Below are 22,169 nucleotides of genomic sequence, written 5' to 3' on the forward strand. Positions count from 1 at the left end.
AGCTAAGGTTATAACGAAGATAGTAGCCCACGGCTACAATAATCACATCCTGCTGAAATTGCTTTCCTTTAAAATGACTCATCGTCATTCCTCCTGCTATCTTTTTCTATTATTCTACCTTATCTGATAGTAGATTTAAAACTTTGCAACAGAACCTTTGCGCTAATTTTCTGGTGTAACAAATAATTGTCACGCCATGGTACACTTGATATAACGCCGGTTATGCTATCTGTGTCACACCGGTGTGACAAACTAAAAAAGTGAGTGTGACAAATATCGTGATGAAAGCGTCGTCAAAAAGCGCTTGCGTGAATATATAATGATTTTGTCAGGAGGATAGTCAAATGAACAAACGAATTCGTGAAATACTCAAAATGATTATTAAAAACCCTGAAATGAAACTTTCCGCTTTGACAAGTGAACTCGATTTGACACGTCGTCAAATCAACTATGCCATCAACCAATTCAATGAAGACTTGGAGATGAAAAATATCCCAACGATCCAGCGTAGTCACTCCGGTGATATTACAGTACCGATTGAAGTGATCCAAATGATGTCCCAGTTGGATCAGGAAACGGTGGACGAACAAGCAACGTTGGCATTGACGGAGGGAGAACGTGGGGCGCTGATAGTGATGACTTTGATCACCAATATCGAATATGTTAGTCTGGATCATTTGTTGGATATAGTAGAAGTCAGCAAAACTACCATCATGGATGATATCAAACGAACCGACGCCCTACTAAGAAACTACAGTTTGACAATTCAATACGACCGGATTAACGGGTATCAATTGGCTGGATCGGAACACCGAATCTTGCAACTGTTATCTGATTTGGTGAAGCAGTGCCCGATTTTCCGTCGGGAAACCATCCGAGGCAAGTTGGTTCATGGCGTGACGGAAGAAGAAATTGTCCATCTGGTTCACAATATGGAACAAATGTTACACCTTAGTTATTCCGATGAGTCGGTGGATTACCTGCAAACGGCGGCCCGTTTTTTAGTCAGCCGGGGCATCAAAGTATCCACTAAACCGGATTTCTTTCCCGGTGAGGTCAGTAATACACCGGAATACCGGATGTTGACGATTTTAGTCGGCGAGACGGCTTGGAACTTATCCAAGAGTTACCTGGAATGGTTCACGCTCTTATTTTTGACTTCCAATATTTTTGAAAGTAAGACCACCCAGAACTACGATTCAGATCAAGATTTACGTAAATTGATCAGTCAAATGGTGGAAAATTTCCAAAACAAAACCTTGATTATGATCGATGATCGCGAAGACTTTGAACGTCGGATATTAAGTCATTTACGACCGGCCTGTTTCCGGATCCGCTTTAACTTGAGTTTGGGGGTCTATTCTGTCGATAGCCTGATCAAAGACAGCAACCATGCAATCTTGATCGACTTGATGAAAGAATTGATTATTCCCATCGAGAATTGGCTGAACAAAGCCTTTCCGAACGACGAATTGGATTTGTTGTCTTATTATTTCGGCTACCAGTTAAGCAGTCATAACAAGCTGAACAAACAGCGGCCACGAGCAGTGGTGGTTTGTACCAACGGCGTTATGGTTTCCAAGTTAGTACGGGCCAATATGGAAAAACTTTTTCCCGAAATTCATTTTTTGGCTTCCTTATCGGTGCGAGACTTTTACAAGTTTGAAGTCGATTACGACTTGGTTTTTACTACAACACCTTTAAACAGCGCCATGATGCAGTTCATTATTGATCCCATCATGACTTATCAGGAACAAATCAGTTTGCGCTACCGAGTCTTAAGTGACTTGGGCATCACTAAGGTGGATCGCGCGCTGGATGAATTGTTGAAAATCGTCAAAAAATATGCGACGGTCAACGATCAAGCGTCTCTGCGGGAAGAGTTGCAATACTTCTTGGTGAAACAAGATGAAAGTACTCCATTGGATAATTTCCAAGTCTTACCTTCTTTGACTCACTACCTGCGTCCAAATTATGTGCAAGTAATCGATCAGGAGATGACTTGGGAAGAGGCAGTCAGTCTGGCATGTCAACCATTATTGGATCATCAGATCATCGATTCACGCTTTATTAATGATTGCGTGAATCAAATCAAACAACCCGGTTACGCCGGTTATCTGGGGATGCGAACCTGCATCCCGCATACCACTGTTGATAAAGGGGTCATTAATGACGGTGTCAGCATTATGGTTTGTCAAAAACCGGTGATTTTTCCGAATGGGGAGGCCATCAGTTTGATTTTGCCATTATCCTTCTTTGATTTAACCAAGCATTTACGAGCTATCAATCAGATCGCCGATATCGCCAAAGATGATTCTTTGATTGATCAGTTGGTGGCTTCAGCAGATGAAAAAACCATCTATCAATTATTAAGACAAAGTTCTTAAGGAGGAAAAAATGAAATTAGCTGATTATCCAAGATTTACCGTAATTATGCGGGGCTACACGTTTGATCAAGCAGATGCGATTTTACAAGCAATGCAGGAATTTGATCATCAATTTGCAGTGGAAATGACCATGAATACTGAAGGAGCCATCGATCATATCCGTGAGTTGAATAAACGCTACGGGGATACGACCTACATCGGAGCCGGCACCGTTAGAACCTTAGAACAGGCAAAAGCTTGTTACGAAGCTGGTGCCAAATTCTTATTAGGCCCGCACATGTTTACTGAGGAAATGTTGGCCTACGCCAATGAAAAAGGTGTATTGGCAGTACCGGCTGCGATGACACCGTCAGAGGTCAATCAAATGTTTGCCCAAGGGGCGGACATCGTCAAAGTTTTTCCAGCAGCAGTAGTTACACCGAGATTTTTCAAAGATATCCAAGCGCCTCTTGGCAAATTGCCCTTGATGGGTGTCGGTGGCATCAGTAAAGAAAACGCCAAAGAATTTTTTGAAAACGGCGCCAGTTATTTAGGCCTGGGTTCCGGGATGTTCAATAAGCAGGATATCGAAGAATTGAATGTTAAGAATCTTGCCCAATCAATGAAAGAATTGCTGGCAGCGATTTAATATTATGGGCGATATACAGGTGAAATATGAACAAGGAGTGGAAAGTATGGAACTTTATCTGAATGAGGAACTTGTCTTCCGAAACGTCGAAGCTTCAACAGATAGTGAAGTTTTGGCCTATCTGGCAGGTGAACTTTATCAAAAAGGGTATGTCAAAGAGGAGTACATCCAAGCAATCCAAGATCGGGAAAAAGAATACCCAACGGGATTGCCATCAACGCCCCCGGGAATTGCTATTCCCCACGCAAATTATGAAATGGTCAATAAAACGACTTTGGCGATTGCCACGCTAAAAGAGCCGGTACTTTTCCATAATATGGAAGACAATAAAGCTCAATTACCAATTCAGATCGTGATTATGATGGCAATTGGTGAGCCCCATGGGCAAGTGGAAATGTTGCAAAAAATAGTCGGCATCATCCAAGATGAACCATTGCGTCAGGAAATGATTGACGCCCGCAATGATACAGAATTATTGGCTTTATTAAAGAAAGCCGTTTTTTAAAAAATAAAAAATCACGAGTGGAAAGCTCGCAATCGGAGGAAATTATCATGAAAAGAATTTTAGTCGCATGTGGAAACGGTATTGCAACATCAACAGTGGTAGCAACAAAGGTTAAAGAATACTTGCAAGAACACGGAGTTGAAGTGGCAACTACCCAAACCAAACTAATGGAAGTGCCCGGCAAAGTCGAAGGGTATGATTTGTTGGTGACAACCGGTCAATTCGATGGTCAAACCGGCAATGTGCCAGTGGTAAAAGGCATGCCTATCCTGACAGGAATCGGTGCTGACAAAACGATGGAAGAAATCTTGAACTTATTGAAATAATAGCGGATTAAAGGAGCTGAAAAAATGAAAATCATTATGAATGTCTTTAACTTCTTTATCGATGCTGGACCGACAGTTATGTTGCCAGTCATCATTACCATCATCGGGTTGATCTTTGGTTTAAAGATTACCCGTGCATTTAAATCAGGTTTGACGTTGGGTATTGGTTTTGCCGGAATCAAATTGATTTTGGACTTTATGACCACTAACGTCGGCCCGGCTGCGAAGGCTATGGTTGAACGGACCGGTGTTAAGCTGGATGCGTTGGATGTCGGTTGGGGTTCAATCGCCGCAGTTACGTGGGCATCACCCATCATTCCAATCCTGATTTTCGCCATCTTACTGGTTAATATCGTTTTATTGGTTTTGAAACGTACCCATACGTTGGACGTGGATATTTGGAATTACCACCACATGGCCATCGTTGGGGTGATGGTCTACTTTGTTACCAAAAATGTGTTTTTAGGTGTTGGTGCCTCTGTTGTGATGGCAATCGTTACCTTTAAAATCTCCGACTGGTCACAACCGATGGTGGAAAGCTTCTTTGGAATTCCGGGCGTTTCCTTGCCAACTGTGTCCGCCTTGTCTTCCTTAGTGATTGCTTGGCCGTTGAACTGGTTACTGGATCGTATTCCATTATTCCGCAAATCGAAATTCACGATCAAGGATGCACAAAAATATCTTGGGTTCTTCGGTGACTCAATGATCATGGGGCTGGTTATTGGGATGGTGATTGGTGCTTTGGCCGGTTACGATATCAAGGCCGTCTTGCAATTAGGTGTCAGCATGTCCGCCGTTTTGGTTTTGATTCCTAAAATGACCTCATTGTTCATGGAAGGTCTGATGCCAATTTCTGATGCAGCTCAAAAATGGTCCCAAGAAAAATTCAAAGGAACACGTTTATTTATCGGATTGGATGCAGCGGTTGTCGTTGGGAATCCAGATGTTATTACAACAGCATTGATCATTATTCCTTTAACAATCGCCATGGCCTTAGTCTTGCCAGGAAACCGCGTTTTACCATTTGCCGATTTGGCCGTTGTGCCTTTCCGGGTAGCGATGGTGGTTGCCTTGACTCGCGGGAATTTGTTGAAAAACATCGTGATCGGTTTAGTCATTACTGCTTCATTGCTATGGTGTGGTTCTGCAACATCCCCAATGTTGACAGCAATTGCTAAATCAGTGGGTATCGACTTGGGTACTTCATCAATGTTGATCTCATCATTTGCGGCAACTTCCATGATCCAAAGTTATTTGGTATTCATCGCCTTTGCCTACAAACCAATCATCGGGATTCCGGTCTTATTGTTGGTATTGGCAGGTGTATGGTACTACTTTGACGGTGTGAAAAAAGTGAACCGAGAAATGAATGAACCAGTAGAAGCACAATAATTGGAGGGTTTAAATTGAAAATTTCAGATATTACAGTATACAAAGTAAAACCAAGATGGATCTTCGTGAAGATTTCCACCGATGAAGGCATTGACGGCTGGGGGGAAATGATCTCCGGAACCAAGACTGAAACAGTTGTTGCGGGTGCTTATGAGATCGGTAATCGTTTGATTGGGCGTAATCCATTTGAAATTGAACGCTTATTCCAAGAAATGCATCGCTCCTTCTTCCGTGGTGGCCCCATCAATGGGACGATTGTTTCCGGATTGGAAATGGCGCTGTGGGATATCAAAGGAAAAGCCTTTAACGTCCCTGTCTATGAATTATTAGGCGGAGCCGCCCGGGATAACATTAAAGTTTATTCGTGGATTGGTGGCGACCGGCCAAGTGAAGTCGCTGAACAAGCGCAAGACCGTTTTGATCGTGGCTTTACTGCCGTTAAAATGAATGCTACCGAAGAATTGCACTATATCGACTCTTACAAAAAAGTGGATGAAGTTGTCGAACGGGTGGCATCCATTCGGGAACGTTTTGGTGACGCGATGGATATCGGTGTGGATTTCCACGGTCGGGTGCATAAACCAATGGCTAAAGTTCTAGCGAAGGCCCTGGAGCCATTCCACCCAATGTTTTTGGAAGAAGTTGTCTTGCCGGAAAATGAAGAGCATTACAAAGAAGTTGCCGATGCAGTTGCTGTCCCTTTAGCAACCGGCGAACGTTTGTACACTCGCTGGCAGTTTAAAAATATCTTCAAACAAGGCGCCATCGATATTATCCAACCAGACGTAGCCCTTTGCGGCGGAATTTTAGAAACCCGCAAAATTGCGGCTATGGCTGAAGCTCATGATATGGCCGTGGCACCACATGCACCATACGGACCAGTTGCATTAGCAGCTACCTTGCAAGTGGACTCATGTACACCAAATGTCTTTATCCAAGAACAAAGCTTGGGTATCCACTACAATAAAGGCTTTGATTTGTTGGATTTTGTCAAAAACAAAGAAGTTTTCCAATACAAAGACGGCTATGTTGACCTACCTTCTAAACCAGGCCTTGGTTTGGAAATGGATGAAGACCGCATTAAGGAAATTTCTCAAGAAGGTTTGGTTTGGACCAACCCACAATGGAAAAACTACGACGGCACCATCGCCGAGTGGTAAAAATAAGTAAAGGATGATAGAAAATGGCAGAAGCACTAGTGATTGCAGGCTTTTTAGGATTGTTGGTCGTCTTACAAGTAAAAGATCAAAAGAAAATTATCGTGGCGGCTCAAACCAGCTGGATTCGTATGGGTTTGAGTATCGCATTGACGGTAGCGATACTTGTAATCTTTTGGCCAAGTAATCTGGCGGATCAAATCAAACTGGGGGCTTTTGCCGCTATTATCCTGATCAATGGTTTCTTAAAAGAAGGCTTGTCACAAGAAGGAGTCGTTAAACTAGGTGTCTTGAACGGCGAGTTTGCCCGCTACCCCCAAATTCAAATTGAAGAATTAGCTGGTGGCAACTCTTTTGTTTCCTTCTACAAGAGTAAGAATAATTCTTTCTCCCTGGTCTTTGGCAAATCGCAAGCTGAGATGGTGGCGGCTTTACAACAATTGGCCACTGATTCAGAGCTGGTTCTGGGTGAAATGGCGGATGAGAAACGTCCGCTTGCAAAGGGGAGTGCCCGATGATTTACGTAGCACGTCATGGTCAGACCCAATATAATGTGGACGGCAAAATTTGCGGTCATGCGGATATTGAGCTGACGGAAGTCGGTTATGCTCAAGCAGAGGAATTGGCTCAATTGGTCAGCGACTTGGAGCAGCCAATCACTAAAATCTATGTCTCACCATTGAGGCGGGCCCAGGAAACGGCCCGAATCATTAATGAAAAAGTGTCGGTACCCATTGAGGTGGAACCGCGCCTAATTGAGATGGATTTTGGACAGTATGATGGCTTACCAATTGAAACACCGGAATTCCAAAAGGTTCGTGTGGAATTCTCGCTACCATTACCAGACGGCGAATCCATCATGGATGTTGCCGGTCGGGTGTATCCTTTGCTGGCAGAGTTGGAACAAAGTGACGAAGATGTTTTGTTGGTGTGTCACAATGCCTTGATTCGGGTGATTGACAATTATTTTCATGGGAAGACGATGATTGACTTCTTGAAATTCAATGTGGACAATACTCAGCTGTTGAGGTACGAAAGGAAACGATATTAATTAATGATATTTATTACAAATTTTATATCTAATTTTCGATTATCCGCATAAACACTATACTTTCAAGTATTTTGAAGTATAGAAAAAACTCATTTTACCACGAATTTACCACGATTGAATGAGCCTTGATATGACCTATAAAATAACACCCAAAAGACATCATTACACCTAAATGGTGTCTTTTTAAAAAGCAGTCAATCCTAAAACTAACTGCTTTGTGTATATGGATATGAAATTGTAAACTAGAAGCTGTTTATTTTTTCTTTTTAGGTTTTGGCGTTGGTAGTTCATCATACATCACATCAAATAACCCCGTCAGAAAATCTCTATTATCAACTTCTTCCACCAATAACATTTCTTTGGCGTTTTCGTATGGAATTTCATAAGTAACTGTTGGCATATAAGAAATTGCAGACTTTGTTGGTTTTACCAGTAACCTATCATCATATATACCGCCAACGATTTTTCCACGATAATAGATAATAAATTCTCCCATCATTGCATGATATGTTATTTCTTGTAATTCTGATAATTGTTCTAAAACAAATTGTAAATAATCTTTACTTGAAGCCATTTCTAAATCTCCAATCTTGAATTTTATTATTCCAATGCTTTCTTTAAGTCCAGAACAAATTGCTTTTGTTGTTTTTTCAAATAGGTTTTTACAAAAGGTTTCATAAACCACTTTTTAGGTATCACATTTTCTGTAAAGTCTATTTGTGTTTCATTCCCTTTGTCTGTAAAAATACCAATCCAGTGACCTTTCATGTTGCTATTATCCATATCAAATTCCCAGCGTTTATATGGTTCTACAACGGTAACGGTAAATGTAGTAGCATATCCATTTTTTGTGTATTCAATAAATTGTTTGTCATTTATTATTTCTGTTTTGCTCAAATCACTTCGCCATGAGTTATATTTATCAACAGCTAAAACAATGTTCCAAACTTTTTGAATATCATTACTAATAATTGTATTTATATTTGAAATTGCCACTTTTTCATTTCCCCTTTTTAAATTACCGTTTATCGTTTTTTCATATCCACATTATAACATTCTCATATCAGCACTACAATAAAATTTTATGCTCCGATAATCTTATTGAACAGCTCTAACAGACACCATGTCATCACTCCGATCTGAAATTTTGGCAAGAAAAAAGCAGTCAATCATAAGACTAACTGCTTTGTGTAGATATGAACTTATAAAATATTTAGTTTATGATATTGCAACATCATTTAATGTCCTCTGTGTTTTGCTTTTTTCTTTTGTTGCTTCAACTTAAACTTTTGTTCTGCGTCCATTTGCTTTTTATGTTTGGAATTAGATTTATATTCTTCTTTTTTTAATTCATGTTGTAATTTTAAAGCTTGTTGCGATTTTGTCCCAATTCCATTGTTCTGTAATTGTTTCTTTACATCTCTAAGAACTCTTTTAGGATTTTTCTTATCCTTTTTTACAATCGTTTCAACTGCTGGACTAAATTGTAAATCATAATAATGTTTCAACACAAATTCTTGAATATCGTAATCTTTTGGCTCTGCACCAAATGTTACCTTTGCTACGGAAAGTTTTCCATCACAAATTCTTTCAAAAACTCCAACCCAAAAAGGTTCTGCAAAATACACAGTCAATTTACATTTTATTGTCTTCATATCAATCCCTCCTTGTTTATTTCCAAACAAAGAACGGACAACCCGGAGGGGCAGGTTACTTACCCTATAAACATAGGACGGCTGGGCTACCTACCAGCTCTCACATAATAAAATGCTTTGCGTTTTTATCTTTGTCATTTTAGATAATCATTATTTGATTACCTTTCTTGAAAATTATACCATTCCTATATCAGCACTACAATAAAATTTTATGCACCGATAATCTTATTGAACAGCTCTAACAAACACCATTTCATCACTCCAATCTGAAATTTAGGTATGAAAAAAGCAGTCAATCCTAAGACTAACTGCTTTGTGTATAGAGATATGAAATTGTGAAATAGAATTTGCCTATTTCAAATCAAAAAGAGAATTTTCATAGTCCTTTACATAGTATCGTATATTTTTACGCCCCTTTTGAATAATGGTATGTCCCTCTGCTTCTAATTTTTCTTTCTGCGCTTCAATACCATTTGGATATTTAGCATTTAATTCTCCGTTTGCTTTTAATGTTCTCCAATAGGGTGTTTCATCTTCGGAACGCTGATAACTCGCCCACGCTACAATAGAAACAAATATACCCGCTGTAATCGGCTCTGTAAAATCTGCACCACTCAATTTTGCAAAGTGTTCTCGTATTTTTCCAACCGTAATCACTTTACCATACGGAACTTTTTTCATTACTTTGTCATAGTCAATCGGGGGAGCAAAATACATTTTGTTTCCACCATATTTCTCAATACTTTTCTGGTCTATGATAATTTGAAATTTTGGCATATCCTTACTATCATGCAACATAGCATTAAAATCTTTTTTATCTTCATTTGCCATTTGTGCCACCTCCTACTTTAAGGATAGTCTGTTTCTTATTTCCATGCAATGAGGCTGTTTGAAAATTATTAACACTTTCAAATTTATCGCTTTTTTCATATCCATATTATAACAGTTCCATATATCCGCCACAATAAAAATCAGCATACCCTTAGCATTTATGGAACAAAAATGCACACTTTTTCTTTCTTCCTCTTGATTACCCCACAACAGAAAAGAAAAAGCCCTGTCAAGAGCCTTGCCACCATTGGTGGTGCTTTGCACTCTTTACTGGGCTTTTTGTTTGCTGTATCTTCCATGCAAGAGGAAATTAAAGACCTCTGTTCCATTTCGCCTTTAGATAATCTTCATAATCTCCCTCATTGAAGTCTACTTGTGGAGAAGTGTCGGGAATGTTGTTTCTGTTGTCTATATCCGCAAGCTGACGAAATATCCAATCATCATAAGGGTCATGGTATTTATACTCTTTGGGCTGTTCTCTGTATCGGTCTAACCCTCGCATTTCCTTATGTACTTTTATCATGCGTTCCAGTTTTTGACGCTGTATCAACTGCTTGATTTCCATAAGTTCTTCCAACTCCGTAACCTCATTGGTAATGTAGTTATGGATATACTGTATGAGTTTATATGCCTTGTAAAATGTGCATTCTTTTTCATCATCGAAAAATTCATTTTCAGACAGGTAATCTAAGGAAACATTGAAGTCTTGTTCCCGTTTGATAATATCCATGATATAGGGCTCAGTGTGGTCAATATACTTCCATTCTCCCGACAATAATTCATTGGGCGTTACACCCAGCACGTCCATTATCTTCTCTAACGTATCAAAGGTAGGATAATTCACACCTCGTTCAATTTTGGAAAGGCTCTGCATATTGATACCGATTTTGTCCGCAAGTTCCTGTTGTTTCATTCCTCTGTGTTTTCTTATGGTCTGTATGTTCTCTCCTAAGAAACTGATTTTCTTTTCATAATGCTCCATAACTTAGTATAACCGCTCCTTTCGTTGCTTTTCTTGGTATTTATAAGCATATCATACTTAATATATATCTAAAAGTCAACAAAAACTTCTTGACAAGTAATTCTAATGGCGTTATTATCGCATCAGATAGAGTGATTAAGCACGCTAGGGTCAATCACACGCTTGAGTAAGCACAAAAATATGTATTTTCACTTTGATAGCATGAATAAGCATGGACTATCAGACCGAAAACAAGGTTTCTGACTGGGGCTGTTCCGTTTAGCCACGAGCCTTACAAGGCTCGTGAGCGTTAAGAACGGGGCAGACACAGGAAGAAAGGGAACGCCTTTAGGCGTTCGTAAAGGGCGTATATGTAACACCGCCCTGCGCATACATGTCATAGTACCTAGAAACTGTGATAAATAAAGGACAAAACACAATTTTTACCCCGCAAAAAAACGAGAAGTACGAAAGGAGAAATGCACTATAACTACACACAAAAATTTATCCGTTAAGATTGATTACATCAGTATTGTATTTGAAACGGCAACCGCCGAAGATGTTATCATGCACATTTTAGGTTTACCGACTGATATTTTCAATGTCTATCCGGCAAGCATTAAATACAAAACCTATCAAGCACGCTGGCAGATTGGAGATATTTATGTATCGGGCGACGCAAGAAAGACAGAGGACAACCCACAAGGGTTAGGCTGTTATCTTGTTATGACCGGAAGAGGTTGTGATGATATTTTCCGTATTCTCGACAGTAGGAATTATACCTTTGGGGATATGTTCCGGCGCTGTGAGCGAAGATACGGACTGGATAACTTCCATTTCACAAGGCTTGATATTGCCATTGATGATAAGAACGAAAAGCCATTTTTTACCATAGAGCAGATAAAGAAGAAATGTGAAAAAGAGGAATTTATCTCGAATAGTGAGGGCTACCACTTTGACGAAAGCAAGTTTGATGATTTCGACACCGCAAAGACTGTTTATATCGGTGCTGGGAAATCGGGATTGTCCTACCGCTTTTATGATAAGGATAAGGAAGTCTGTTCAAAACATAACAAGACACTTGAGGAAGTTGGCAGTTGGAAACGGACAGAAGTGCAACTGCGTGATGATAAGGCTCATGCTTTTGCCATGACATTCAAGGACAGACCGCTGGAACTTGGGGAACTGGCTTTCGGACTATTGGCAAATAACCTACGCTTTGTCGTGCCAAACAGAAACGAAAGTAATAAGAGCAGATGGAAAACGTGTCGGTTTTGGGAACGATTTTTAGGGGCTGTGGAAGTCTTGAAACTGCAAGTACCAAAACAGCAAAACTCCCTTGAAGAAACACAGCAATGGCTTATAGAGGGTGGCGTGATTTCCGCTGTCAAAAGTTTTTACTTCTTGGAAGAACATGACGCATTAGGTGGACTGGAAAAAGTGGGAGCTATGCTTGATAAGGCAAGATACAGTAATTCCCTTTCCAGTAAACTAACTGCTCATTTACAGAGGATAAACCGCACCGACCTTATCCCTTATATTCAATATGACACGAAACATGGGAAAGGGGGGATCTGATGAATAACAACGATATTCCCGTATGGGAAAAATACACCCTTACCATTGAAGAAGCGTCAAAGTATTTCCGTATCGGAGAAAACAAGTTAAGACGCTTGGCAGAGGAAAACAAGGACGCTGGCTGGCTCATTATGAATGGCAACCGCATACAGATTAAACGCCGACAGTTTGAAAAGGTCATTGATAAATTGGACGCAATCTAATGCAAATGAGCCTTGTATGTGTTATGATGAACACAAGTCATATCAAGGCTCTTTCCAACAAGGAAAGGAGCAGACACCATGAAAGAAAAAAGACGGGATAGCAAAGGACGTATCCTGCATACTGGAGAGAGCCAACGAACAGACGGAAAATACTTATATAAATATGTGGACGCATTTGGAAACACGAAATATGTGTATGCTTGGAGATTGACACCCACAGACCCGACACCAAAGGGAAAACGGGAAAAACCCTCACTTCGAGAACTGGAACAGCAGATAAGACGGGATATTGAGGACGGTATCGACAGCACAGGCAAGAAAATGACACTTTGCCAACTCTACGCCAAACAGAACGCACAGAGGGCAAATGTGAAGAAAAGCACACAGAAACAACGGGAACAACTCATGCGATTATTGAAAGAGGACAAGTTGGGTGCTAGGAGCATTGATACGATAAAACCCTCTGACGCTAAGGAATGGGCGTTACGCATGAAAGAGAAAGGCTTTTCCTACAATACCATTAACAACCATAAACGCTCGTTAAAAGCGTCATTCTATATCGCCATACAAGACGATTGTGTAAGGAAGAACCCTTTTGATTTTAAGTTAAGTGAAGTCCTAGAAAATGATACCAAAGAGAAAGTTGCATTGACAGAGGAACAGGAACAAGTCCTACTGTCATTCATCAAGACGGACAACGTGTATCACAAATATTATGATGATGTGCTGATACTGTTGAAAACTGGACTTCGTATCTCGGAACTGTGCGGACTGACAGTAGCCGATATTGATTTCAAGAATGAAGTTGTGATTATCGACCACCAGTTATTAAAGAGCAAGGAACAAGGCTATTATATTGAAACGCCCAAAACAAAGAGCGGAACAAGGCAAGTACCATTAAGCAAGGAAACGATACAAGCATTTCAACGAGTGATGAAGAAACGTCCAAAGGCAGAACCATTTGTGATAGACGGACGGAGCAACTTCTTATTTGCCAATCATAAAGGCAAGCCCAAAGTTGCCATTGATTATACCGCCTTATTTATCCGCATGGTAAAGAAATACAACAAGCACCATAAGGACAATCCCTTGCCACATATCACACCGCATACACTACGCCATACGTTCTGCACAAGACTGGCAAGCAAGAACATGAACCCGAAAGATTTACAGTATATCATGGGGCATTCAAATATCAGTATCACAATGAACTGGTACGCTCATGCGTCCATAGATACCGCAAAATCAGAGGTTCAGCGTCTAATTGCATAAGAAGTATTTACCACGATTTTAACCACGCTTGATAGCGAAAATATAAGAAGATAGACCTAGATATGCGAGGTTTACCACAAAAGCAAAATGCCCGTAGAGCCTATAAAATAAGGCTTTGCGGTCATTTGAGAAGATATAAAAAGATAGTCAAAAAGACATATATAATTTATATTAAAAAGGCAATCCATCTGAGGTGGATCGCCTTTTTTTATGAGGCTCAATTACTATTCATTTGGTTGGCTCCTAAGTTTCGGGTTCAACCAAATAAAATCAGTGATTCCATCATCGATTCTCTTTTGATAATCTTCTGTCGGTAAAGTATTTGTTATTACTGAGTGAGAATCAGCGAAATCAGCAATTTTGTAAAAGTGAGGCGAGTCAAATTTGTGTTCATCAACTAGTAAAATAGAATGTTTTGACCGTCTCATTATTTGTTGTTTGATTTTAGCTTGTCCCAAGCTAGCTTCATAAACCCCGTCTAGGTCGATTCCACGACAAGAAAAGAAAGAAAAATCATAGACAAATTGTTCTGTTAGAGAGTTTGGTGTTAGTATCAAATCTTAGACAACTGGAGCTGTTGAAGAAGATCTTTCAAGTTGAATTGATTTCGTAAGGCATCAATCAATAGAGTCTTTTCTTGATTTGATAGACGAAGTAGATTGATGCCTTTTCCTTTTTTTAGTAGTTCAGCTGCTCCTTCGAGTAATGCTTTCTCAAGCTGCAATTGGTGTACTTGTTCTTGTAACTCTTCTACTTCCTTTAAAAGTAATTCTTTTTGTTTTCCTTGATTTTTTGAAGTCATGGGCAGAGGGAAATCCTTTCCAAGATAAGTGGCCTTCCATTGATATAGAGCAACCCTACTGATTCCTTCAGCTTCAGCTAAGCCTTTTCTGTTGGTTTGAGGTTTATAGAACTTTTTCAACACGTCTTCTTTTTGATCTTTGGTTAACTTTACCGCACTTTTTCGAAGTTTTCTAGCACCTGGTGCGAGTTCTTCACACCATTGTCGTAAGGAGCCTTTATTTGGGTAACCAAGCATTCGAATGGTTCGTGCATAACATTGACCATATTCAAAATAATGATTCACAGCGACTCTTTTTTGTTCTTCAGAATACTTTGACTTCTTCCGGAGTTCCTGATGGAGCTCTCCAGATACCAAATATTCTTTATACCATTGACGTAGTGCTCCAACGGACGGATAACCTAATTTCCGAATGGTAGCGGCGTAGGAGCAATCATATTTTAAAAATAACTGAATTGCTTTTACACGTTCTTCGTGGGAAAACATACGGATATTCCTCCTAAGTTCATTTTTAGTCCAGGATTATGTCCGCACCCCCGACCACATCACACAAATAAGCAATGCAATTAATTTAGACAAGATTCCTGTAATGGGGTATACACCATGAGCGCCAATTGATCTGGTCTCTTTAGCAACCGGGGAAATGACAAAACGCTACGGGTTCGTATATACAGATATGGATAATGAAGGTAAGGGAACGAAGAAGAGAATCAAGAAAGCATCATTTGACTGGTATAAAAAGGTTATTGCAACTAATGGGGAAGATTTATCGTATTAATTCTTAAACATTTAGTAGAAACGGATTGCTCTTATTTTGTCAAACAGATAAGGGCAATCTGTTTCTCTTTGTATAGAGGATTTGAAGAGACAGACATTAAAAGAATTTCTTATTTGATAAAAAAATTGCTTACTGTATGAAATTGGTTTTATGATCCTATATTTTCAATATGTTTAGAAAACTTCAGGAACCATCTTGAAACGAGATGTGATATCCAAATGTAGAATAAAATGATAAATTACAGATACAGGGAAGCGCTCCCTAGAAAGGAGAAAAATCATGCATGAAATAAGCAAGCGTCAACATAAATTATTGAGATTGCTTTTGGAGCAAAAAGATTTTTTACCGGTAAATCATTTCTCCAAGATTTTATCTATCTCCGATCGTACATTGTATAAAGACATTGATGAACTGAATAAGGCATTAAAAAAAAGGAAAATTGAAATCTTGAAACGGCAAGGTAAAGGTATTTTTCTAAGTAAGTCTGATTTGTCAAATGATGAAATATTAAAAATTTTTGGTGAAGCTTCAACTCAAATAGACTTCAATCAGCTTCCACTCGAGCGGCAAATCAAAATGGCGGAATATTTATTATTGAGAAACAAAAAGGTGTCTTACCAACTATTATCTGATGAGTTTCTCGTCAGCAGAACCTCGATCTCAAATGACTTAGATCAAATACAGACTGTTATTGAAGGAAGTTCGGTCACGATTCGTTCTGATAATAATGGAACAAAGGTAAACGGAAATGAGTCTGAGATACAAAAGGCAATTAAACAATATGCTTACTTTATCATTGATAAATCAGACTTAACCAATAGCTATAGAGTTCAATTTCCCAGCTTATTATTCAGTTTTTTACCTAAGGACATCATCAAAAAAGTTTCTGGACTTCTGCAAACAAATGATCACTTTAATATCGATAAATTGTCTGATGATCATTTTCAATCATTAGTATTGTCAATCAGTATATTTGTTCTTCGTTTGCAGGAAGGTTTTCATATTGAATATCAAGATAATTTTTTATTTGAAAATGTGGAGTCGCTTAAAACTTTCTTTTTAGCAAATGAATTAGTAGAGAATCTTGAACTGGATAACAGTATCAAGCTAGATTCAAACGATTTTGAATACTTCAATCGACAATTAGTGGCTCATGGCTTCGAACCACGTTTGAGAGATTTAGCAATTCAGAAGGAATACGATGCTGTGGTAAGAAAGATGATTCAGAAGATGAGTGATTCAATTCAGGTTGACTTAACCAGAGATGAAAAACTCTACATGAACATTCTTTATCACTTGGTGTCCATGATATATCGTTCTAAATTGAACGTTCCTGTCAGTAATCCGCTTTTGGAGGAAATAAAGCGAGAGTATTCTGTGTTATACAGTACAACTTGGCTAATATTGGCCGGGATTGAAAAGGAATTAGATATTCGCTTAACCGATGATGAGGTCGCGTTCATGATGATCCATTTTCAAGGGGCCATCGATCGGTTGTCGGCAAATCGTAAGATATTAATTGTTTGTCCTACTGGAATCGGAACATCAGAGCTGATTGCCAATCGTTTAAAAAGGGTATTCTCTCCACAGGATATAGTTGAAGTTGTCTCATTACGAACACTCTATAAAAGAGATTTGAATAAAATTGATTTGGTGATCTCTTCAGTACAATTAGAAAAAATTGATGTTCCTGTAACGTATGTTTCCCCGCTAATGAGTAAACAAGATCTAAAAAAAGTTTCCGCGACTTATCTAGATTTATTTTATGAGGAAGAAGTAAACGATCAACCGTTTGAGCACTTAGGAAAAATAATCGATTCAGATTTGATTTTTTTGAACGAAACAGTTGCTACTAAAGAACAATGCATCAAAAGGATCACTCAAAAGCTTTTGCAAAATGATTTCGTTACGGATTCGTTCGAACAGGCAATTTGGGATAGAGAGAAGCTAGGGGTGACAGATCTTCCAATTGGGGCGGCGATTCCACATCCTTCACCATCAACAGTTAAGGAAAGCAAATTAGTAATTATGACATTAGTAAAACCAATACGTTGGAATTTTCGAATGATCAACACTGTTTTAATGATCTGTGTTGCAGAAAAGGATTTAAAGCATATTAAAGGAATATTATCAGAAATCTATCGGATCGTTGAGACGAAGAAAAATATCGATCGTTTTATCTTTAGCAAAGATGAAGAAGAAATAGTGAAAGTATTAGGAGGTCAAACAATTGATTGATGAAGGTTTAATCGTTTTGGATTCGGCGTTAACAAATAAGAAATCCATCATTCATTATTTATCAGAAAAGGCAAAAGAGTTCGGCTATTTAAAAAATAGCGCAAATTATATTAAAGCTGTAAACAAAAGAGAAGAAGAATTTTCTACAGCGATCGGCTATGACGTAAGTATCCCTCATGGGAAATCAAAAGAAGTAATCAATCCTTTTATCTGTTTTCTTAGAACGAACCAACCAATTCAATGGGATACAAATGGTAATACAGTTGAATTGGTGTTTATGCTAGGAATACCAGAAGAGAATAAAACGACTTTTCATTTGAAAGTACTCGCTGAAATCAGCAAAAAGCTTTTAGATGAAGGTTTTAGAAATGATTTATTAACTGGGAGCAAAGAGTCAATTTTAGATTCACTATATCAAGTAGAAAAGAAAATAGGAGGAATTTAATATGAAAATCGTTGGAGTATCGGCATGTCCTACAGGAGTAGCCCACACATACATGGCTCAAGAAGCATTGGAAAAAGAAGGAAAAAAGAGAGGACATGAAATCAAAATTGAAACTCAAGGCAGCATCGGGATCGAGAATGAGGTTACTGAGGAAGAAGCTGAAGAAGCAGATGTAGTCATTTTGGCGGTATCTGTCTTTATTGAGAATGAAGAACGTTTTGAAGATAAATTAGTTTTAAATGCTGATGTCAATGATGCTATTTCGTATCCTGCGAAAGTATTGGATGCTGCTGAGAAGTTAGTAAATGGGTAAAAATAAAGGAGGATAAAATGAATATCAAAGCTACTTTAAAGGAAGTTCAAAAATCATTTTTAAGTGGGGTTTCTTTCATGATGCCTGCAGTAGTTGCTGGTGGTATCATGTTGGCCATCTCACTTGCTACTGGAGAAAAAAGCGATACAGGAGTTGTTGTTACTAACGAATTAATGCAGAACATTAACCTTTTAGGTAAAGCAGCTTTTGCAATGATGATTCCTATTTTGGGCGGCTATATCGCATATTCAATTGCGGGTAAGCCTGGTTTGGCGCCAGGGATGATTCTAGGGTTCCTTGCTAATAATCCTGTTACTGTAAATGATGTGGAAGTAAAGTCAGGATTTTTAGGGGCGATGCTTCTAGGTGTTGCTGCAGGATATTTGGTCAAATGGATGAAAAAATGGAAAGTTAGCAAAACGATTAAAACCATTTTACCGATTCTGATCATACCAACCATTTCGGTTTTTATTCTAGGTTTGATTTACATCTATGTTGTTGCCACACCATTGGCATTTTTGATGAACGGATTAACTAGTATCATGAGCAGTCTAAACGGTAGCAGTGCCATTTTATTGGCAGTATTTATTGGATTGTTCGGAGAAGTCGACATGGGAGGACCAATCACCAAATCAGTTTCGATGTTTACACTTGCACTTATGAATGAAGGTATTTATGAACCGAACGGTATGTTTAGAATCGCCGTGGCTATTCCACCTATTGGGATCTTTTTAGCGACATTATTCTTTAAAAAGAAATTTACTGAAGGTGATCGGGATGCGGCGGTTGCTGCTGGAATCATGGGATGTATTGGAATTACTGAAGGAGCCATTCCCTTCGTAGTTAGTGATATGAAACGAATCTTGCCTTCAACAATGATTGGGACAGCGGTAGGATGTGTAATTGGAGCGATTGGGAATGTGAAATGCTATGTTCCTCATGGTGGATTTGTTGTATTACCGGTTGTTGACAATAAACTATGGTTTATTGCTGCAATTATAATTGGATCATTAGTGACAGCGTTGATACTTGGCTTTTTAAAGCCGGCTTTAGAAGAAACACCAGCAAAAAAGAAAAATAAGAGTCAAGTGGCGGATTTAACAAAGGAGAAAGCCTAATGAAACTAGAAATGAACGATTTCATCGAAAAGAATAAAGTAATTGCAATTTGTCGAGGAACTTATGGGGAAAAGCTTATTAACTTGGTGTCCGCGCTAAACGATGGTGGAGTAAAGCTTGTAGAAGTTACTTTTGATCAAGGAGATCCTGAATGTTTGACTAAGACTCCAAAGGCCATCGCCTCGCTGGTTAAGGAGTTTGGAAATGAAGTTAAAATTGGAGCGGGTACTGTTCTGTCCATTGAACAAGTTGAAGCCGCTCACCAAGCAGGAGCAGAATATATTATCTCGCCTAATACGAATTCAAGTGTTATCAAACGAACAAAAGAATTAGATATGGTCTCGATGCCTGGGGCGCTAACACCAAGCGAGATAATCTCAGCGAATGAAGCGGGTGCAGATTTTGTCAAGGTGTTCCCTGTTAGAGCTTTGGGGATAGGATATATCAAGGACATTCTTGGGCCAATCAATCATATTAAACTAGTCGCAACAGCAGGAGTCACACCTGATAACTTGCAAGACTATCTTGATCTAGGTTTCAGCGGTGCTGGGATTAGCGGCTATTTAACGGATAAACGTTTGATTGATACAGGTGATTTTGCGACGATTACCAAACATGCCTTGGAAATGATGAGCATTGTAAGAGAAAATAATGTCTCAAACTAGCCCTATTGACAAAGGGGATAGTGTCTTTAAAAAATGAACGCTGAAAGAAAATCGCGGAAAGAGGTTAATAATGAAATTTTTCTTAGATACGGCAAATGTAGATGAAATCAAACGAATCAATGAGTTGGGTTTAGTTGATGGAGTAACGACGAATCCAACAATTATTGCTAAAGAAGGACGAGATTTTGAAGAGGTCATCAAAGAAATTTGTTCTCTCGTCGATGGGCCTGTAAGTGCGGAAGTAACAGGATCGCAAGCTGAAGAAATGATCGCCGAAGCAGAAGTGCTTGCAAAGTGGGCACGTAATGTTGTCGTCAAGATCCCGATGACAGAACAAGGATTGAAAGCAGTAAACACTCTATCTAAAAAAGGAATCAAAACCAATGTAACGTTAGTCTTTACCGTAGCTCAAGGTTTGATGGCCGCAAAAGCTGGCGCTACTTATATCAGCCCATTTTTAGGTCGTTTAGATGATATTGGAACTGACAGTATGGCTTTAATTAAAAACTTGAGAAAAGTACTAGATAACTATGGATACAAAGCAGAAATTATTTCCGCGAGTGTTCGAGGACTTGAACATGTGGAGAAAGTGGCTGAACTAGGTGCAGATATCGCGACAATTCCTGGTAATCTATTCCCGAAATTATGGAGTCATCCGTTAACTGATAAGGGTATCGAGCAGTTTGAAAAAGACTGGGTGGCATTCTCCAATAGGTAATTACAGATTTCTGTGAGTTATATAGTCATTTTTAAGGTAAGAATAAATAGAAGTAACAATGGAGATGATCAAAATGGAACAAAGAAAACCCATCGTAATTATGAATTGGTCTATGAGGCAAAACTTGATTTCTGAAGCAGAAGAGTATGCTGTTGATGTTCTCAACCATCAATCTGAAAACCATAAAGTTGAGGTTGTACTTTTGCCATCAATGGGTACCATCCATCAAGTTTCAAAAGTTCTTACAGGCAGTCAATTTGCTTTCGGTGCTCAAAATATGGCCGAGATCGATCAAGGTGAACTCAGTGGTGAATTTTCGATTCAATCCTTAGTGGATATGCATGGGAAATTTGTCGAACTTGGTCATTGGGAACGTAGAAAATTATACAATGAGACAGATGAGACGATTAATAAAAAAGTGAAGCTTGCTTTAGCATATGACATTTCCCCGATTGTTTGTATTGGCGAGATTGAAGAAAAAGATGCGAATAACGTCATTGATGAAATCAAGAATCCGAATTATGTACAAGAACTAAAAGAAGAATTATTTTTACGAATTTTCAATGCTTTATATCAAATTGATCGCGATAAATTGAAGAAAATCGTGATAGCGTATACACCTGCTTGGGCCGTTGGGAAAACCAAAGCTGCCAGTGCGCCTCATATCAGTCGAGCGGTTGCCATTATTAGGAATTCATTAACTGAACTATTTGGGAAGGACGCGGATAATATTCGAGTAGTTTATGGTGGAACTGTTAGTCCAGAGAATACCAAGACTATGCTGGATTTAGCAGATTTAGACGGTGTCTTGTTGGGACGTTTTGGAAGTGACCCAGAAAGATTGCAGCAAACGATTGAAGTGGTAGAGCAGATTAGATGTTAAATATTTTGAGTTTTAAACTAATTTATGAAAATCATAGAACTGTTCAAAATTTCAAAATGTAACACGAGGGATTGAGTTATATTATTGAAAATAACTCAATTTATAAACGTATAGTATTATTTTGAAGCTCAATCATCTGTATCTGATGATTGAGCTATTTTTGCGTGCGCCCTGCATGGGTGAAAACGGCTCTTTGTCAATAAGGACTGATGAGTTGTACAAAATCAAATCTGGGTCAGAATGAACCTCATTCTGGCTCAGAT

24 protein-coding genes and 3 pseudogenes are annotated in these 22,169 nt (G+C 38.9%); 19 read left to right on the forward strand and 8 right to left on the reverse strand.

Features of this window, described 5'->3' with window-relative positions:
- Positions 1-82 (reverse strand): annotated as a pseudogene (locus AB5Z52_RS10205) (IS6 family transposase); the annotation flags it as partial.
- Positions 83-344: 262 nt separating this feature from the next.
- Between AB5Z52_RS10205 and AB5Z52_RS10210 the strand changes: the two are divergent.
- Genes AB5Z52_RS10210 through AB5Z52_RS10245 form a run of 8 tightly spaced genes read left to right on the forward strand, consistent with a single transcriptional unit; the run spans position 345 to position 7,446 of the window.
- Positions 345-2,387, forward strand: a complete 2,043-nt coding sequence (locus tag AB5Z52_RS10210) for a PTS sugar transporter subunit IIA (protein WP_288551818.1) — start codon at positions 345-347, stop codon at positions 2,385-2,387.
- Positions 2,388-2,397: 10 nt separating this feature from the next.
- Positions 2,398-3,015 carry a bifunctional 4-hydroxy-2-oxoglutarate aldolase/2-dehydro-3-deoxy-phosphogluconate aldolase gene (locus tag AB5Z52_RS10215; RefSeq protein WP_002362827.1) on the forward strand — a complete coding sequence of 206 codons (618 nt, stop codon included), beginning with the start codon at positions 2,398-2,400 and terminating at the stop codon, positions 3,013-3,015.
- A 46-nt stretch (positions 3,016-3,061) separates the two neighbouring features.
- Complete coding sequence (locus AB5Z52_RS10220; RefSeq protein WP_005469866.1) at positions 3,062-3,520, forward strand: PTS sugar transporter subunit IIA; 459 nt, start codon at positions 3,062-3,064, stop codon at positions 3,518-3,520.
- A 47-nt stretch (positions 3,521-3,567) separates the two neighbouring features.
- Positions 3,568-3,846, forward strand: a complete 279-nt coding sequence (locus tag AB5Z52_RS10225) for a PTS sugar transporter subunit IIB (RefSeq protein WP_002362830.1) — start codon at positions 3,568-3,570, stop codon at positions 3,844-3,846.
- A gap of 24 nt (positions 3,847-3,870) precedes the next feature.
- On the forward strand, positions 3,871-5,238 hold the full coding sequence (locus tag AB5Z52_RS10230) for a PTS galactitol transporter subunit IIC (RefSeq protein ID WP_002388305.1): 1,368 nt from the start codon (positions 3,871-3,873) through the stop codon (positions 5,236-5,238).
- 14 nt (positions 5,239-5,252) lie between these two features.
- Positions 5,253-6,398: a galactonate dehydratase gene (dgoD, locus tag AB5Z52_RS10235; RefSeq protein WP_002362832.1), complete on the forward strand. Its 1,146-nt coding sequence runs from the start codon at positions 5,253-5,255 to the stop codon at positions 6,396-6,398.
- Between the two features lie 23 nt (positions 6,399-6,421).
- Positions 6,422-6,913 carry a hypothetical protein gene (locus AB5Z52_RS10240; protein ID WP_002362833.1) on the forward strand — a complete coding sequence of 164 codons (492 nt, stop codon included), beginning with the start codon at positions 6,422-6,424 and terminating at the stop codon, positions 6,911-6,913.
- Positions 6,910-7,446 (forward strand): histidine phosphatase family protein, encoded by a 537-nt coding sequence (locus tag AB5Z52_RS10245; protein WP_002362834.1) that lies wholly within the window; start codon positions 6,910-6,912, stop codon positions 7,444-7,446. Before AB5Z52_RS10240 ends, AB5Z52_RS10245 begins: the two co-directional genes overlap by 4 nt.
- 253 nt (positions 7,447-7,699) lie before the next feature.
- Here AB5Z52_RS10245 and AB5Z52_RS10250 read toward each other — a convergent pair whose 3' ends face one another.
- The 5 genes from AB5Z52_RS10250 to AB5Z52_RS10270 all read right to left on the reverse strand — a co-directional run bounded on the left by AB5Z52_RS10250 (position 7,700) and on the right by AB5Z52_RS10270 (position 10,914).
- The gene (locus AB5Z52_RS10250; RefSeq protein ID WP_175627950.1) at positions 7,700-8,020 is read right to left on the reverse strand and encodes a TfoX/Sxy family protein; all 321 of its coding nucleotides are present in this window, start codon (positions 8,018-8,020) and stop codon (positions 7,700-7,702) included.
- Positions 8,021-8,046: 26 nt separating this feature from the next.
- Complete coding sequence (locus tag AB5Z52_RS10255; protein ID WP_029575615.1) at positions 8,047-8,442, reverse strand: SRPBCC family protein; 396 nt, start codon at positions 8,440-8,442, stop codon at positions 8,047-8,049.
- A gap of 242 nt (positions 8,443-8,684) precedes the next feature.
- Positions 8,685-9,101, reverse strand: a complete 417-nt coding sequence (locus AB5Z52_RS10260) for a YjdF family protein (RefSeq protein WP_005428613.1) — start codon at positions 9,099-9,101, stop codon at positions 8,685-8,687.
- 351 nt (positions 9,102-9,452) lie between these two features.
- Positions 9,453-9,932: an MGMT family protein gene (locus AB5Z52_RS10265; RefSeq protein ID WP_002322212.1), complete on the reverse strand. Its 480-nt coding sequence runs from the start codon at positions 9,930-9,932 to the stop codon at positions 9,453-9,455.
- 310 nt (positions 9,933-10,242) lie between these two features.
- Positions 10,243-10,914 (reverse strand): helix-turn-helix domain-containing protein, encoded by a 672-nt coding sequence (locus AB5Z52_RS10270; RefSeq protein ID WP_022293717.1) that lies wholly within the window; start codon positions 10,912-10,914, stop codon positions 10,243-10,245.
- Positions 10,915-11,409: 495 nt separating this feature from the next.
- Here AB5Z52_RS10270 and AB5Z52_RS10275 point away from each other — a divergent pair, with 495 nt between their 5' ends.
- From AB5Z52_RS10275 to AB5Z52_RS10285, 3 genes are all read left to right on the forward strand, one after another.
- Entirely contained in the window at positions 11,410-12,471 is a 1,062-nt protein-coding gene (locus AB5Z52_RS10275) for a replication initiation factor domain-containing protein (protein ID WP_368243745.1), read from the forward strand.
- A complete protein-coding gene (locus AB5Z52_RS10280) occupies positions 12,471-12,674 on the forward strand; it encodes an excisionase (protein WP_002610247.1) in 204 nt (67 codons plus the stop codon). The genes AB5Z52_RS10275 and AB5Z52_RS10280 overlap by 1 nt, the downstream gene beginning before the upstream one ends.
- Positions 12,675-12,752: 78 nt before the next feature.
- Complete coding sequence (locus AB5Z52_RS10285) at positions 12,753-13,946, forward strand: tyrosine-type recombinase/integrase (protein ID WP_075051140.1); 1,194 nt, start codon at positions 12,753-12,755, stop codon at positions 13,944-13,946.
- A 224-nt stretch (positions 13,947-14,170) separates the two neighbouring features.
- Here AB5Z52_RS10285 and AB5Z52_RS10290 read toward each other — a convergent pair whose 3' ends face one another.
- Positions 14,171-14,503: a DeoR/GlpR transcriptional regulator gene (locus AB5Z52_RS10290; RefSeq protein ID WP_002362835.1), complete on the reverse strand. Its 333-nt coding sequence runs from the start codon at positions 14,501-14,503 to the stop codon at positions 14,171-14,173.
- A gap of 2 nt (positions 14,504-14,505) precedes the next feature.
- Positions 14,506-15,234, reverse strand: a pseudogene (locus AB5Z52_RS10295) (transposase); the annotation flags it as partial.
- A 55-nt stretch (positions 15,235-15,289) separates the two neighbouring features.
- On the opposite strand from AB5Z52_RS10295, the pseudogene AB5Z52_RS10300 reads away from it, so the two are divergent.
- From AB5Z52_RS10300 to AB5Z52_RS10335, 8 genes and pseudogenes are all read left to right on the forward strand, one after another.
- Positions 15,290-15,526 (forward strand): annotated as a pseudogene (locus AB5Z52_RS10300) (family 1 glycosylhydrolase); the annotation flags it as partial.
- A 279-nt stretch (positions 15,527-15,805) separates the two neighbouring features.
- Entirely contained in the window at positions 15,806-17,764 is a 1,959-nt protein-coding gene (locus AB5Z52_RS10305) for a BglG family transcription antiterminator (protein WP_002362841.1), read from the forward strand.
- A complete protein-coding gene (locus AB5Z52_RS10310; protein ID WP_002362842.1) occupies positions 17,757-18,209 on the forward strand; it encodes a PTS sugar transporter subunit IIA in 453 nt (150 codons plus the stop codon). Before AB5Z52_RS10305 ends, AB5Z52_RS10310 begins: the two co-directional genes overlap by 8 nt.
- Position 18,210: 1 nt before the next feature.
- The gene (locus AB5Z52_RS10315) at positions 18,211-18,522 is read left to right on the forward strand and encodes a PTS fructose transporter subunit IIB (protein WP_002362843.1); all 312 of its coding nucleotides are present in this window, start codon (positions 18,211-18,213) and stop codon (positions 18,520-18,522) included.
- 17 nt (positions 18,523-18,539) lie between these two features.
- Positions 18,540-19,640: a PTS fructose transporter subunit IIC gene (locus AB5Z52_RS10320; protein ID WP_002362844.1), complete on the forward strand. Its 1,101-nt coding sequence runs from the start codon at positions 18,540-18,542 to the stop codon at positions 19,638-19,640.
- Entirely contained in the window at positions 19,640-20,305 is a 666-nt protein-coding gene (locus AB5Z52_RS10325) for a bifunctional 4-hydroxy-2-oxoglutarate aldolase/2-dehydro-3-deoxy-phosphogluconate aldolase (protein WP_002388302.1), read from the forward strand. The genes AB5Z52_RS10320 and AB5Z52_RS10325 overlap by 1 nt, the downstream gene beginning before the upstream one ends.
- A gap of 70 nt (positions 20,306-20,375) precedes the next feature.
- Positions 20,376-21,023 (forward strand): fructose-6-phosphate aldolase, encoded by a 648-nt coding sequence (gene fsa, locus AB5Z52_RS10330; RefSeq protein WP_002380569.1) that lies wholly within the window; start codon positions 20,376-20,378, stop codon positions 21,021-21,023.
- A 73-nt stretch (positions 21,024-21,096) separates the two neighbouring features.
- On the forward strand, positions 21,097-21,906 hold the full coding sequence (locus tag AB5Z52_RS10335; RefSeq protein WP_002362847.1) for a triose-phosphate isomerase family protein: 810 nt from the start codon (positions 21,097-21,099) through the stop codon (positions 21,904-21,906).
- Positions 21,907-22,169: the final 263 nt, after the last annotated feature.

Source organism: Enterococcus sp. RTP21361st1_A6_RTP21361_211029 (assembly GCF_040910045.1).
Lineage (GTDB): Bacteria > Bacillota > Bacilli > Lactobacillales > Enterococcaceae > Enterococcus_D > Enterococcus_D gallinarum.

What these genes read in the sequence shown, in the direction of transcription:
- AB5Z52_RS10210 (WP_288551818.1), top strand. Translation starts at nt 345, where the DNA reads ATGAACAAACGAATTCGTGAAATACTCAAAATGATTATTAAAAACCCT.
- AB5Z52_RS10215 (WP_002362827.1), top strand. Translation starts at nt 2,398, where the DNA reads ATGAAATTAGCTGATTATCCAAGATTTACCGTAATTATGCGGGGCTAC.
- AB5Z52_RS10220 (WP_005469866.1), top strand. Translation starts at nt 3,062, where the DNA reads ATGGAACTTTATCTGAATGAGGAACTTGTCTTCCGAAACGTCGAAGCT.
- AB5Z52_RS10225 (WP_002362830.1), top strand. Translation starts at nt 3,568, where the DNA reads ATGAAAAGAATTTTAGTCGCATGTGGAAACGGTATTGCAACATCAACA.
- AB5Z52_RS10230 (WP_002388305.1), top strand. Translation starts at nt 3,871, where the DNA reads ATGAAAATCATTATGAATGTCTTTAACTTCTTTATCGATGCTGGACCG.
- AB5Z52_RS10240 (WP_002362833.1), top strand. Translation starts at nt 6,422, where the DNA reads ATGGCAGAAGCACTAGTGATTGCAGGCTTTTTAGGATTGTTGGTCGTC.
- AB5Z52_RS10245 (WP_002362834.1), top strand. Translation starts at nt 6,910, where the DNA reads ATGATTTACGTAGCACGTCATGGTCAGACCCAATATAATGTGGACGGC.
- AB5Z52_RS10250 (WP_175627950.1), bottom strand. Translation starts at nt 8,020, where the DNA reads ATGGCTTCAAGTAAAGATTATTTACAATTTGTTTTAGAACAATTATCA.
- AB5Z52_RS10260 (WP_005428613.1), bottom strand. Translation starts at nt 9,101, where the DNA reads ATGAAGACAATAAAATGTAAATTGACTGTGTATTTTGCAGAACCTTTT.
- AB5Z52_RS10265 (WP_002322212.1), bottom strand. Translation starts at nt 9,932, where the DNA reads ATGGCAAATGAAGATAAAAAAGATTTTAATGCTATGTTGCATGATAGT.
- AB5Z52_RS10270 (WP_022293717.1), bottom strand. Translation starts at nt 10,914, where the DNA reads ATGGAGCATTATGAAAAGAAAATCAGTTTCTTAGGAGAGAACATACAG.
- AB5Z52_RS10280 (WP_002610247.1), top strand. Translation starts at nt 12,471, where the DNA reads ATGAATAACAACGATATTCCCGTATGGGAAAAATACACCCTTACCATT.
- AB5Z52_RS10285 (WP_075051140.1), top strand. Translation starts at nt 12,753, where the DNA reads ATGAAAGAAAAAAGACGGGATAGCAAAGGACGTATCCTGCATACTGGA.
- AB5Z52_RS10305 (WP_002362841.1), top strand. Translation starts at nt 15,806, where the DNA reads ATGCATGAAATAAGCAAGCGTCAACATAAATTATTGAGATTGCTTTTG.
- AB5Z52_RS10315 (WP_002362843.1), top strand. Translation starts at nt 18,211, where the DNA reads ATGAAAATCGTTGGAGTATCGGCATGTCCTACAGGAGTAGCCCACACA.
- AB5Z52_RS10320 (WP_002362844.1), top strand. Translation starts at nt 18,540, where the DNA reads ATGAATATCAAAGCTACTTTAAAGGAAGTTCAAAAATCATTTTTAAGT.
- AB5Z52_RS10325 (WP_002388302.1), top strand. Translation starts at nt 19,640, where the DNA reads ATGAAACTAGAAATGAACGATTTCATCGAAAAGAATAAAGTAATTGCA.
- fsa (WP_002380569.1), top strand. Translation starts at nt 20,376, where the DNA reads ATGAAATTTTTCTTAGATACGGCAAATGTAGATGAAATCAAACGAATC.
- AB5Z52_RS10335 (WP_002362847.1), top strand. Translation starts at nt 21,097, where the DNA reads ATGGAACAAAGAAAACCCATCGTAATTATGAATTGGTCTATGAGGCAA.